Below are 12,336 nucleotides of genomic sequence, written 5' to 3'. Positions count from 1 at the left end.
CAGGAGAGGATCATTTAGGCGTTTCTTCTGCCTCCGGAAGCGTCACGTTGAGCTCCAGAATCGAAATGTCATCATCCTTTTGATCCAGCTTAACGCTCAGCATTTCTGGATCAATTTTCACGTATTTGCAAATCACCTCCAGAAGATCCTTCTTCAGCTGCGGCAGATAGTGGGGCTCACTGTCGCCCCTCCTGCGTTCTGCCACAATAATTTGCAGCCGCTCCTTGGCTATATTGGCTGTCGGTTTTTTCCGGGATAAAAAGAAATCGAGTAAGGCCATGGTTTATCCCCCAAACAGGCGTTTCAGAAAACCCTTCTTCTCTTCTTCAATGAAGCGGAAGGGACGTTCTTCACCGAGAATACGGTCAACGGTATCGGAATAGGCTTTGCCCGCGTCGGACTCATTGTCCAGGATCACCGGCTCACCCTGGTTAGAGGCGCGCAGCACCGACTGATCTTCAGGGATGACGCCAGCCAGCGGAATACGCAGAATCTCCAGCACGTCTTCCATGCTCAGCATATCGCCACGGCTTACGCGGCCCGGATTGTAGCGAGTCAGCAGCAGATGCTCTTTAATCGGGTCCTGCCCATTTTCCGCCCGGCGGGATTTGGAAGACAGGATGCCGAGGATACGGTCTGAGTCACGCACGGAAGAGACTTCCGGGTTAGTGGTGATGATGGCTTCATCGGCGAAGTAGAGCGCCATCAGCGCGCCGGTTTCGATGCCCGCAGGCGAATCGCAGACGATAAAATCAAAGTCCATCTTGCCAAGATCGTCGAGAACTTTCTCAACGCCTTCGCGGGTCAGCGCATCTTTGTCACGGGTCTGCGACGCAGGCAGAATAAACAGGTTCTCGGTGCGCTTATCTTTAATCAACGCCTGATTCAGCGTGGCATCACCCTGAATCACGTTCACGAAATCGTACACCACGCGGCGCTCACAACCCATAATCAGATCGAGGTTACGCAAACCGATATCGAAGTCGATAACGACGGTCTTTTTACCCTTCTGGGCTAAACCGGTAGCGATGGCCGCGCTGGACGTGGTCTTGCCCACGCCTCCTTTACCCGATGTAACAACAATAATGCGTGCCATAAAATAATTTCCTTAAGAAAAGAAAGGGCTCGTGAGCCTGGCTCAGTTCAGGGGCTGTATAGTCATTGCGCCGTCTCTTAAGCAGAGGCGTGACGCCTTTCCAAAAAAATCGGCCGGAATTTGGTCCATAATCCAGTACTCACCGGCGATGGAAACCAATTCAGCTGACAAGCTGGTGCAAAAAATCTGGCACTCGCGATCGCCACTGGCGCCAGCCAGCGCGCGACCACGCATCATGCCGTAAATGTGGATGTTCCCGTCGGCGATAAGTTCTGCCCCGGCGCTGACGCTGCTGGTGACGATCAAATCGCTGTTTTTGGCATAAATCTGCTGGCCGGAGCGCACCGGCGTATTGATTACGCGGGTCTTGAAGGCCGGAGGCTCAGCCGCTGGCTTGACCGGTTCGATCACCTCAACGGCTTTTTTCTGCTCTTTCCCTTCCGACAACAGCGGTAGCCCGGCCCGGCTGATGATGCGTTTTAACGCCTCGTCTTTGCAGCCGCTAACGCCAACGATATGCAGCCCGGTCGAGGTGATGGCCTGTTGCATCAGACGCCAGTTGACCTCACTGCTCAGCGAGGCAACGTTGAGCACTACCGGGGCATTTTTCAGAAAGGCTGGGGCCTGATTGACTTTATCCTGTAGCGCCTGACGAACCACATCGGGGTCGCCGTGGTGAAGGTGCACAACAGACAGAGTAAAACTACTGCCTTTTAACTCGATTGGCGTTTGCGACATCTGTCCCGGCTCAGTCCTGTTATTTCATATCCCAGCGAAATTATGTCAGTAAAAGGACATTTAATCGAGTTGGGACAATATTCCGAAGTTCTGCAAGCATGTTATAGTTACTACTATATTCAGGCAAGTCACCATCCAGGTTAATTCGAGTAAAAAATATGTTTTGTGTGATCTACAGAAGCCCCAAACGTGACCAGACTTATCTTTATGTCGAAAAAAAAGACGATTTCTCTCGCGTTCCCGCCGAACTGATGCAGGGCTTCGGAAAACCGCAGCTGGCGATGCTGCTGCCGCTGGACGGCAGTAAGAAGCTGGCTAACGCTGACCTGACGAAAGTGAAAGCTATGCTCGAAGAGCAGGGCTATTATTTACAGGTTCCGCCTCCAGTTGAAAGTCTGCTTAAGACTCATCTTGCAAAAGAGTAGAAGAACTAATTAGGAATCATCTGCAAAATATAACGCCGCTACGGGCCCAGTCTTTTAGATTTAAATTGTGGCGGCACAGGTAACAAAAGGATGCCCGCATGAAGCTCACCTCCCTCGGCAGCATTATTTTCTCCCTGATTCTGGCCGGCTGCGCCGCTAAAAACAGCGCGGCTCCCGCGCCAGAAGCGCCCGTCCCCGCGAAACCTGCCGCTCCAGCCCCCGCTCAGGGCGGTTTTCTTCAGCAGCCGGCCAAAGCCACTCTGGCCACCACCGGGCGCGATCCGGCGCAGTTTCCTGCCTATGTTGAGCAGCTGAAAGCGCAGGCTAGCCGGCAGGGAATCGATCCGGCAACGTTGACCGCCGCTTTTGCCGACGTTCATTTTGTCGATCGCGCCATTGTGTCTGACCGTAACCAGCCGGAGCAGAAAATAACCCTCAGCGACTACCTCGCCAAAGTGATGCCCGATAAGAAAATTCAGCAGGGACGTGACAATTTACAGCGCTATCAGGGGCAACTGATGCCGATAAGCCAGCAGTCCGGCGTGCCGTCGCAATATATCATTGCGCTTTGGGCGATGGAGAGTAGCTTTGGTAAAATTCAGGGCAGAGAAGAGGTGATCTCGGCGCTCTCCACGCTGGCGTTTGAAGGCCGCCGCGAAGCGTTCTTTACTAACGAATTGATTGCGGCATTGCGAATTATGCAACAGCAGCAGATCGCGCCGGACGAGATGAAAGGTTCCTGGGCCGGCGCGATGGGGCAAAATCAGTTTATGCCCAGCTCTTTTCTGCGCTATGGCAAAGATGGCGACGGCGACGGCAACATTGATATCTGGAATAGCGTGGACGACGTATTTGCCTCTACGGCTAACTACCTGGCGCAGGAAGGCTGGAAACCAGGTGAAAGCTGGGGAAGGGAGGTGGTGCTGCCGGTGGACTTTACGCCGGAGCTGGCTGGCCTGAAAGAGGCGCAGGCGAAAACCGTCGGCGAATGGCAAAAGCTGGGCGTCCGTCTCAACAGCGACAGCGCCTTGCCGGACAGCAGTCAGCGGGCCTGGATTATCCTGCCTGACGACGTGCCGGGACGGGCATTCATGGTTTATGACAATTTTCGCACCATTATGCACTGGAATCGGTCTTATTATTTCGCCATCAGCATCGGCATGATGGCTGACGCGATTGCTCAGCAACAAACGGCTCAAACATCAGCAGCACAATAACGGAACGAGTGGCCCACACGGGCTCTTACACATCAACGCAGGCAGGGGAACAGTATGTATCAGCATCATAACTGGCAGGGCGCTTTGTTGGACTATCCGGTAAGCAAAGTGGTGTGCGTGGGCAGTAACTATGCCAAACATATTAAAGAGATGGGCAGCGCCACGCCGTCCGAACCGGTGCTGTTTATTAAGCCCGAAACGGCGCTGTGCGATATTCGTCAGCCTTTGTCGATCCCGAAAGATCTTGGCGCTGTGCACCATGAGGTGGAGCTGGCCGTGCTGATTGGCTCCACCCTGAAGCACGCGACCGAAGAGCATGTGGCTAAAGCGATTGCCGGCTACGGCGTTGCGCTGGATCTGACGCTGCGCGATGTGCAGGCTGGCTGTAAAAAGGCCGGGCAGCCGTGGGAAAAAGCCAAAGGTTTTGATAACGCCTGTCCAATATCCGGTTTTATCCCGGCTGGCGAGTTCGATGCCGATCCGCAGAACGTTGAGCTGAAGCTGGTGGTCAATGGCGAGGTGCGTCAGCAGGGCAGCACCGAAGATATGATCCATAAAATTCTGCCGCTGATTGCCTACATGAGCAAGTTCTTCACCCTGCGCGCCGGAGATATCATCCTGACCGGGACGCCGGAAGGCGTGGGCCCAATGGCCTCTGGCGATACTCTGGAAGTGTCGCTGGGCGGTCACGGCGTGGCGACCCGCGTGCTGTAAGGCTTGCATCTGAAGCCCGAACTGGATATAAGGTGCGGGCTTTTACTAAAACGGGACGCCGAACATGACTGAGACCCCTTTCTGGCAGCGGAAAACGCTGGAACAAATGAGTGATGAGGAATGGGAATCCTTGTGTGACGGCTGTGGCCAGTGCTGCCTTAACAAGCTGCAGGATGCCGATACGGATGAAATTTATTTCACTAATGTCGCCTGCAACCAGCTAAACATTAAAACCTGCCAGTGTCGCAACTATGAGCGCCGCTTCGAGTATGAAGAGGACTGCATCAAGCTGACGCGCGAGAACCTGCCAACGTTCTCCTGGCTGCCGCCAAGCTGCGCTTACCGTATGCTGGCTGAAGGCAAAAATTTGCCGGTCTGGCATCCTTTACGCAGCGGCTCTAAGGCTGCAATGCATTCCGCGCGCATCTCGGTACGCCACATTGCCGTGCGGGAGAGTGAAGTGCGGGACTGGGAAGACCACATTATCAACCGGCCTCACCGCTGATAAGCAAAAAAGCCGCCTCTGAACAGGGCGGCTTTTTTGCTGTTGGCTGGAAGAAAACAGCTCAGCCCTGAGGCTGACCCACCGGACCGCCTCCACCAGGCGCGCCCACAGGCTGCTGACCGCCGGGAGGTGCCGGAGGAGCAGAGTGTAAATCGTCACGCGGAGCGCAGGCTGAAAGAACGGCGGCGGAGCACGCCAGGGCGAGAATAAATGCGAGCGGTTTCACTATCGATTCCTTTGGTTTTTTTGCGTATTTTCAGCTTAGTAGCGTAATCCGCATCCTTCAAATAATTTGTCCGTCAGCGGTGAATGGCCGCCACAAAAAAGCCCGCTGGCAGCGGGCTCAATGCGCGAAAATGAGGTTCAGCGTGAGAACAGATCGCGTTTTTTCGGCCTGAAGGGCTGAGCAATCAGCACCAGCAGCGCCACCAGCAGATAAGCGGCAAAAATGCCTACCAGCCATTGCGGCATACTCAGCGTCAGCAGGGTCCAGGATCTTTCAGCACAGTCGCCGCTAGCGACAAACACCGACGGCAGCCACTTGTCCAGCGGCAGCCAGTCTGGGAAACGGGCGGCGAAATCACAGGTGACGAACGGGTTCGGGTGCAGCTGGATCATGGTGTGCTCCCACGAGAGACGAACACCTTCCCAGGCACTGTAAATCCATAGCAGGATGGCAACCCAGCGCAGCGGCGTTTTCGGCGCAATTGCGCCCACCAGCCCTGCGCCCATTATGCCAAACAGGGCGCAACGTTCATAAATACACATTACGCAGGGTTTTAGCATCATAACGTGCTGAAAATAGAGTGCGACCATTTCCAGCGCAAAAGCAGTGAAGGCCATTAATAACCAGGCTCCGCGGCCGCGGGAACAGCTATTCAGATATCGCAACATAATCATTCCATGTGATGGGCGTTCAAACGGCAGTGTAAACTAAAAGGCGCCTTGTGCCAGCGTTGCCAGCAGAAAATTTAGCGCCGAAAATGACTTAAGTTAAACCACCTGTAAATAAATCCGTTTCGTGACCTTCTGGCAGAGGTAATGAATGGAACTCCCTGACGTATCGTGAAATTACCCGGTCTTTTTGGGATTTTTGCGTGATGGTCACGGTTTTAGCCAGAAGGCGCTCTATGTCATCCTCAGGGCATCTGGTATGATGAGCCCAATATTTGCAGTTATGAACGCAACGGAAACAGAACGCTATGGTCATTAAGGCGCAGAGCCCTGCGGGTTTCGCTGAAGAGTATATTATTGAAAGCATCTGGAATAACCGCTTTCCACCGGGTTCGATTTTGCCAGCAGAGCGTGAGCTTTCCGAGTTAATTGGCGTTACCCGCACCACCCTGCGTGAAGTCCTTCAGCGTCTGGCTCGCGACGGCTGGCTGACCATCCAGCACGGTAAGCCTACCAGGGTGAATGATTTTTGGGAAACCTCCGGGTTGAGCATTCTCGAAACGCTGGCACGGCTCGATCATGACAGCGTCCCGCAGCTGATCGATAATCTGCTGGCCGTGCGTACCAATATTTCCTCAATCTTCATCCGGCGCGCGATCCGAACATACCCGGATAAGGCGAAAGAAGTGCTGCTAACCGCACAGAACGTTGAGGATAAGGCCGAGTCTTATACTGACCTTGATTACAGCATTTTCCGCGGGCTGGCTTTCGCTTCAGGCAACCCGATTTATGGGCTGATCCTCAACGGGCTTAAAGGACTTTATACCCGAGTGGGCAGGCACTATTTCTCTAATCCTGAAGCTCGCCAGCTGGCGCGTGATTTCTACCAGCAGCTGCTGACTATTTGTCAGAACGAACAGTTTGATAAAATTGTCGATGCGGTGCGCGATTATGGCCGCCGCAGCGGGGAAATCTGGCACGGGATGCAAAACAGTATGCCGACGGATTTGCCGCCGCAGCGCCGTTAAATGACGCACAGGAAAAAGCCGGTTCCTTCTGAACCGGCTTTTTTTATGGCGAAATTACAGTGTGGGAGGGCGCGGCGGGCAGCGATCCAGCAGCTCGGTGCTGCCGTCTTCGTTCTGCTGCTCAAGATGGACGTCAAATCCCCACAGGCGGTGCACATGCTTCAGCACTTCTCTGCGGCTTTTATCCAACGGCGCGCGGCTGTGCGGCACGTAGCGCAGCGTCAGGGAGCGGTCGCCGCGCAGATCAACGTCATAGACCTGGATGTTCGGTTCCAGATTGCTGAGGTTATACTGCGCCGACAGTTGCTGGCGGATTGCCCGATAGCCTGCCTCGTCGTGGATGGCGGCAATTTCGAGGAAATTATTGCGGTCATCGTCCATTACGGTAAACAGGCGGAAATCGCGCATCACTTTCGGTGACAGGAACTGGCTGATAAAACTTTCGTCCTTAAATTCACGCATGGCGAAGTGCAGCGTATCCAGCCAGTTGCTGCCGGCAATGTCCGGGAACCAGTAGCGATCCTCTTCCGTTGGTTGTTCACAAATCCTTTTAATATCCTGGAACATCGCAAAGCCGAGCGCATAGGGATTGATTCCGTTATACCACTGGCTGTTGTAGGGCGGCTGATAAACCACGTTGGTATGGCTGTGCAGAAACTCAAGCATAAAGCGCTCGGAGACTTTGCCCTCGTCATACAGGTGGTTAAGAATGGTGTAGTGCCAGAACGTCGCCCAGCCTTCGTTCATCACCTGGGTCTGCTTCTGCGGATAAAAATACTGGCTCACCTTGCGAACGATACGCAGGATCTCGCGTTGCCAGGACTCCAGCAGCGGCGCGTTTTTCTCCATAAAGTAGAGCAGGTTTTCCTGCGGCTCGGAAGGGTAGCGGGACGCTTCGGTCTGGGAAAGCTCCCTCTCACGACGGGGCAGCGTGCGCCACAACATATTCACCTGGCTTTGCAGGTACTCTTCGCGGCTTTGCTGACGGGCTTTCTCTTCCTGTAGCGAGATTTTTTGCGGGCGTTTGTAGCGGTCAACGCCGTAATTCATCAGCGCGTGGCAGGAGTCGAGCAGCTTTTCAACTTCCTCAAGCCCATAACGCTCTTCGCATTTGGTGATGTAATTGCGGGCGAAAATCAGGTAGTCAACAATCGAGCTGGCGTCTGTCCAGCTACGGAACAGGTAGTTATTACGAAAGAAAGAGTTGTGGCCGTAGCAGGCGTGCGCCATCACCAGCGCCTGCATGGTAATGGTATTTTCTTCCATCAGATAAGCAATGCAGGGATTAGAGTTGATGACGATCTCATACGCCAGGCCCTGCTGACCATGCTTGTAGCGCTGTTCCGTTTCGATAAATTTTTTGCCAAAGGACCAGTGCGCGTAGTTGATGGGCATCCCTACGCTGGAATAGGCATCCATCATCTGTTCTGAGGTGATTACTTCAATCTGATGAGGATAGGTTTCAAGCCGGTACAGCTTGGCTACCCGATCGATCTCTTGCAGATAGTCATCAAGCAGGTCGAAGGTCCAGTCCGGTCCATCACTGAGACGTTTGCTGTCCTTAATGGCCTCGTCAAAGATAGTCGTCATTGCGCACCCCTTTTTTAAAACCGGTGTTCGACGTTACAACACGTAGCGGCAAAACGTCCGTTTTATGTTGACCTGCCGATGCGCTGCGACTGCAAAGGCAAGCCAGGAATTAAAGCCAATACCTCAATGATAGTTCACTCTCTCCGATCGCTCGGTTGAATACAATGGAAATTTTCGACAGAAAATAGAGCCGGAAAGGAAAAATCATTTTAACGTCAGGTGAAATACGCCAGATGGCCAATCAGGCAGGATTATATCCTGTATATAAGGGAAAGATCTGAAGCGAAGGCTTTCTGCTGAGAAAGGACGAAAACGCCTGATTTGTAATTATATGCTGCTTAAAACCGGGGTTCGGCAGTATTAAATTCCAAATATCCTGCTCCACCTTCTTTTTATTACCCTTTCGGCTAAAAAACATGTGAAATATGTCAGTGCGATGTTGCCTGTTTCCTTGTAGTGTTTTCGACCGGGGCGTTGGCAACAAACCAGTTTATTCCTCTTTTTAAACGGCGGTGGTGCGGCTATGCGTGTTGTCATTCTGGGTAGTGGTGTGGTTGGCGTAGCGAGCGCCTGGTATCTGGCTCAGGCGGGGCATCAGGTTACGGTTATCGATCGCCAGCCCGGCGCGGCGCTGGAAACCAGCGCCGGCAATGCCGGGCAGATTTCGCCGGGCTACGCGGCGCCCTGGGCGGCGCCGGGCGTGCCGCTGAAAGCCGTTAAGTGGATGTTTCAACGCCATGCTCCGCTGTCTGTACGCCCGGACGGCAGCCGCTTTCAGCTTGAATGGATGTGGCAAATGCTGCGCAACTGCGATATGCGGCACTATCAGGAAAATAAAGGCCGCATGGTGCGCATTGCGGAATACAGCCGTGATTGCCTGAAGGCGCTGCGCCAGCAAACCGGCATTGCTTATGAAGGTCGGCAGGGCGGGACGCTCCAGCTGTTCCGCACCGCCCAGCAGTTTGAAAGCGCGACCAAAGATATTGCCGTGCTGAAAGAGGCGGGGGTTCCCTACAAACTGCTGGAGGCGGCCCAGTTGGCCAGCGTCGAGCCGGCACTGGCCGCCACTCAGCATAAGCTTACGGGGGGCCTGCGCCTGCCGAACGATGAAACGGGCGACTGTCAACTTTTCACTCAGCGCCTCGCTGAAATGGCCAGCGCCGCCGGGGTCACTTTCCGCTTTAATACGTCGGTCGACGCCCTGTTGCTGGAGGGGAATCAGATTGCGGGCGTGAAATGTGGCGCGGAAGTGGTGACGGCGGACGCCTATGTGGTGGCGTTTGGCTCTTACTCGACCGGGCTGCTTAAAGGGGTGGTTGACGTGCCTGTCTATCCCTTAAAGGGCTATTCCCTGACCCTCCCAATCAAAGACGAACAGGCTTCCCCGATCTCAACGGTGCTGGATGAAACCTACAAGGTTGCGATTACCCGCTTCGACAATCGTATCCGCGTGGGCGGAATGGCCGAGATTGTCGGCTATAACACCAAACTTCTGCCCGCACGGCGCGAAACGTTAGAGATGGTGGTGGGCGATCTCTTCCCGCAAGGTGGCTATACGGCGCAGGCAACCTTCTGGACCGGGCTGCGTCCGATGACGCCAGACGGTACGCCAATTGTCGGCCGGACGCCGCTGAAAAATCTTTATCTCAACACGGGTCACGGAACGCTCGGTTGGACCATGGCCTGCGGATCGGGCCAGCTACTTTCTGATATCATCTCTGGAAACAGCCCTGCCATTGCCGCAGACGATCTGTCGGTGATGCGTTATCTGCCGGGATTTTACCCAACGTCGGGCCAGACGCTGCACACGGCCCGCTAATTTGCCCGCATTGAGAACCAGGAGAAGTTATGTCTCGTCCGATTGTCGCAACTATCGACACTAATGCGTTGCGACATAACCTGGCGGTTGCCCGCCAGGCTGCACCTCATTCCCACCTGTGGTCAGTGGTGAAAGCCAACGCCTACGGGCACGGTATCGACCGCGTCTGGCAAAGTCTGGCTGGCACCGACGGCTTCGCGCTGCTGAACCTTGAAGAGGCCATCCTGCTGCGCGAGCGCGGCTGGAAGCAGCCCATCCTGCTGCTTGAAGGTTTCTTTCACCCCGATGAGCTGGCGATCCTCGACCAGTACCGCCTGACGACCAGCGTGCACAGCAACTGGCAGATTCAGGCCCTGGCTAAAGCGAAACTCTCTGCGCCGCTCGATATCTATCTGAAGATGAACAGCGGCATGAACCGACTCGGTTTTCAGCCCGAGCAGGTTCAGCAGGCCTGGAGCAAACTGCGCGCGCTCGAAAACGTTGGCGAAATGACGCTAATGGCGCATTTTGCCGAGTCTGAGCGTAGTGAGGGCATCATCGAGCCGATGAAGCGTATTGAGCGGGCTGCCGAAGGGCTGGATTGCCCGCGCTCGCTGGCTAACTCCGCCGCTACGCTTTGGCACCCGCATACCCATTACGACTGGGTTCGACCGGGGATTATTCTGTACGGCGCATCGCCGAGTGGGCAATGGCAGGATATTGCCAGCAGCGGGCTGAAGCCCGCCATGACCCTGAACAGCGAGATCATCGGCATCCAGAACCTGAAATCGGGTGACGCGGTGGGCTATGGCGCGCGCTATCGCGCGGCTGGGGAACAGCGCATCGGCGTGGTCGCCTGTGGCTATGCGGATGGTTACCCGCGCCATGCGCCAACCGGAACGCCTGTCTGGGTGGACGGCGTCAGAAGTGAACTGGTCGGCGCCGTTTCTATGGATATGATTACCGTTGACCTGACGCCTTGCCCGCAGGCGGGTATCGGCAGCCAGGTCGAGCTATGGGGCGACAATGTCAAAATTGACGAGGTCGCCTCGGCGTCCGGCACCGTAGGCTATGAGCTGATGTGTGCTCTGGCGCCGCGGGTAACGGTGAAAGTCAGCTAGATTTCAGCGCGGTCAACGTGCCGCGCACTTTTTTACTGCACAGCCACGCCAGTGCAGCCAGCACCGCGCCGACGATCATCATGGTACTCAGCGCCAGCTTCTCATTCAGCGGCAGGGCCATCGCCAGCAGGCCCGCCGAAGACCCTCCCGCCATCTGAATAAAGCCTGCCAGAGCGGAGGCCACCCCAGCCTGCTGCTGATAAGGCTCCAGCGCATAGCTGGTGGCGGGACCGACCGTAAAGGCCAGACCGGCGACAGAAATCGCCACCGGCAACATATACAGCGGCCAGCTACTCTGCATGGCTGCGGGGAAAATAACCATCCCGGTCAACATTGTCACCGCGCCAAGAGCCATCGCCAGGCTGCCAATCGCCAGACAGATCGGCCGCCCCAGTTTGCGGATCATTTTATTGACCAGCACGCTTACCAGCATGATCCAGAAACCGTTAGCGCCAAACGCGATGGAAAACTGTAGCGCCGTCAGCTTGCCTTCGGTCATCAGCACCTGTGGCGCCAGCGAGACATAGGTAAGCACCATCCCCATCGCGCCCGCATTGGCAAAGGTAAAGGCCAGGAAACGCGGTTCCCGCAGGATGTGCGCATACTGTCGCAGGGGGATTCCCTTCACTGCCAGCGTGCCCGCCGGGCGAGTTTCGGGCAGGAATCTGACGATAAGCAGACCAATGACCAGGGCATACCCCGTCAGGAACCAGAAGGGCGCACGCCAGCCGAAGGCATCGGCCAGAAAACCGCCGAGCATCGGGGCCAGAGCGGGGACGATATTTAGCGCGCCGTTGAGGAAACCATAGGCTCTGGCCGCCTCATCGCCCTCAAGGCGGTCGCGTACGCCGCTAAAGGCGACCACGGCGGTACAGCACACCGCGCAGCCCTGAACAATACGCGCGGTGAGAAACTGCGGCCAGCCGGTTGCCGAGGCGGCAAGAACGCTGCCCAGCAGATACAGCAGCAGCCCGGCGAGCGCGATGGGCTTCCTGCCGAGATTATCGACCAGCGGGCCAGCGACAATTTGCCCCAGTCCCATCACCAGCAGAAAAATCGGGATAGTGGTCTGGATGGTGGTGACCGGCGTGTTCAGACCCAGCGCAATCTCTGGCAGGGTTGGCAGGTAAAGGTCAATGCCCAGCGGGGCCAGAAGTACCAGGCTGAGAAGAAGAAGGGTAAATTTTTGCATCGTGCGTGACGGCATCCG

Annotated in this window: 13 protein-coding genes; 7 read left to right on the top strand and 6 right to left on the bottom strand. The window is 55.5% G+C overall.

The window, feature by feature from the left end:
* Nucleotides 1–10 precede the first annotated feature (10 nt).
* The 3 genes from minE to minC are packed head-to-tail and all read right to left on the bottom strand — an operon-like array spanning nt 11 to nt 1,834.
* On the bottom strand, nt 11–280 hold the full coding sequence (gene minE / locus NG99_RS02170; RefSeq protein WP_034887935.1) for a cell division topological specificity factor MinE: 270 nt from the start codon (nt 278–280) through the stop codon (nt 11–13).
* 3 nt (nt 281–283) lie between these two features.
* The gene (gene minD / locus NG99_RS02165; RefSeq protein ID WP_034887933.1) at nt 284–1,096 is read right to left on the bottom strand and encodes a septum site-determining protein MinD; all 813 of its coding nucleotides are present in this window, start codon (nt 1,094–1,096) and stop codon (nt 284–286) included.
* 42 nt (nt 1,097–1,138) lie between these two features.
* Entirely contained in the window at nt 1,139–1,834 is a 696-nt protein-coding gene (gene minC / locus NG99_RS02160) for a septum site-determining protein MinC (RefSeq protein ID WP_034887931.1), read from the bottom strand.
* 158 nt (nt 1,835–1,992) lie between these two features.
* Between minC and NG99_RS02155 the strand changes: the two genes are divergently transcribed.
* The 4 genes from NG99_RS02155 (at nt 1,993) to NG99_RS02140 (ending at nt 4,695) form a co-directional block, all read left to right on the top strand.
* Nucleotides 1,993–2,259, top strand: a complete 267-nt coding sequence (locus NG99_RS02155; protein ID WP_034887929.1) for a YcgL domain-containing protein — start codon at nt 1,993–1,995, stop codon at nt 2,257–2,259.
* 98 nt (nt 2,260–2,357) lie between these two features.
* Nucleotides 2,358–3,476, top strand: coding sequence for a lytic murein transglycosylase (locus NG99_RS02150; protein WP_034887927.1), 1,119 nt, complete (start codon nt 2,358–2,360; stop codon nt 3,474–3,476).
* Between the two features lie 54 nt (nt 3,477–3,530).
* Complete coding sequence (locus tag NG99_RS02145; protein WP_034887925.1) at nt 3,531–4,190, top strand: fumarylacetoacetate hydrolase family protein; 660 nt, start codon at nt 3,531–3,533, stop codon at nt 4,188–4,190.
* A gap of 64 nt (nt 4,191–4,254) precedes the next feature.
* Nucleotides 4,255–4,695 carry a YcgN family cysteine cluster protein gene (locus tag NG99_RS02140; RefSeq protein WP_034887923.1) on the top strand — a complete coding sequence of 147 codons (441 nt, stop codon included), beginning with the start codon at nt 4,255–4,257 and terminating at the stop codon, nt 4,693–4,695.
* Nucleotides 4,696–5,058: 363 nt separating this feature from the next.
* Here the strand turns inward: NG99_RS02140 and dsbB are convergent, their stop codons facing one another.
* Nucleotides 5,059–5,589 carry a disulfide bond formation protein DsbB gene (dsbB, locus tag NG99_RS02135; protein ID WP_034887921.1) on the bottom strand — a complete coding sequence of 177 codons (531 nt, stop codon included), beginning with the start codon at nt 5,587–5,589 and terminating at the stop codon, nt 5,059–5,061.
* Between the two features lie 308 nt (nt 5,590–5,897).
* Here dsbB and fadR point away from each other — a divergent pair, with 308 nt between their 5' ends.
* Nucleotides 5,898–6,617, top strand: a complete 720-nt coding sequence (gene fadR / locus NG99_RS02130; protein WP_034887919.1) for a fatty acid metabolism transcriptional regulator FadR — start codon at nt 5,898–5,900, stop codon at nt 6,615–6,617.
* A gap of 54 nt (nt 6,618–6,671) precedes the next feature.
* Here fadR and NG99_RS02125 read toward each other — a convergent pair whose 3' ends face one another.
* Nucleotides 6,672–8,207, bottom strand: a complete 1,536-nt coding sequence (locus tag NG99_RS02125) for a SpoVR family protein (protein WP_034887917.1) — start codon at nt 8,205–8,207, stop codon at nt 6,672–6,674.
* 523 nt (nt 8,208–8,730) lie between these two features.
* On the opposite strand from NG99_RS02125, the gene NG99_RS02120 reads away from it, so the two are divergent.
* Nucleotides 8,731–10,026, top strand: a complete 1,296-nt coding sequence (locus NG99_RS02120; protein WP_034887915.1) for a D-amino acid dehydrogenase — start codon at nt 8,731–8,733, stop codon at nt 10,024–10,026.
* 29 nt (nt 10,027–10,055) lie between these two features.
* Nucleotides 10,056–11,126, top strand: a complete 1,071-nt coding sequence (gene dadX / locus NG99_RS02115) for a catabolic alanine racemase DadX (RefSeq protein ID WP_034887913.1) — start codon at nt 10,056–10,058, stop codon at nt 11,124–11,126.
* Here the strand turns inward: dadX and NG99_RS02110 are convergent.
* A complete protein-coding gene (locus NG99_RS02110; protein WP_034887911.1) occupies nt 11,119–12,318 on the bottom strand; it encodes a multidrug effflux MFS transporter in 1,200 nt (399 codons plus the stop codon). The two genes, dadX and NG99_RS02110, sit on opposite strands and share 8 nt — an antisense overlap.
* Nucleotides 12,319–12,336: the final 18 nt, after the last annotated feature.

Source organism: Erwinia typographi (assembly GCF_000773975.1).
GTDB classification, from domain to species: domain Bacteria; phylum Pseudomonadota; class Gammaproteobacteria; order Enterobacterales; family Enterobacteriaceae; genus Erwinia; species Erwinia typographi.
Note: the sequence above shows the minus strand (reverse complement) of the source record. Positions and strands in the feature narration are given on the sequence as shown.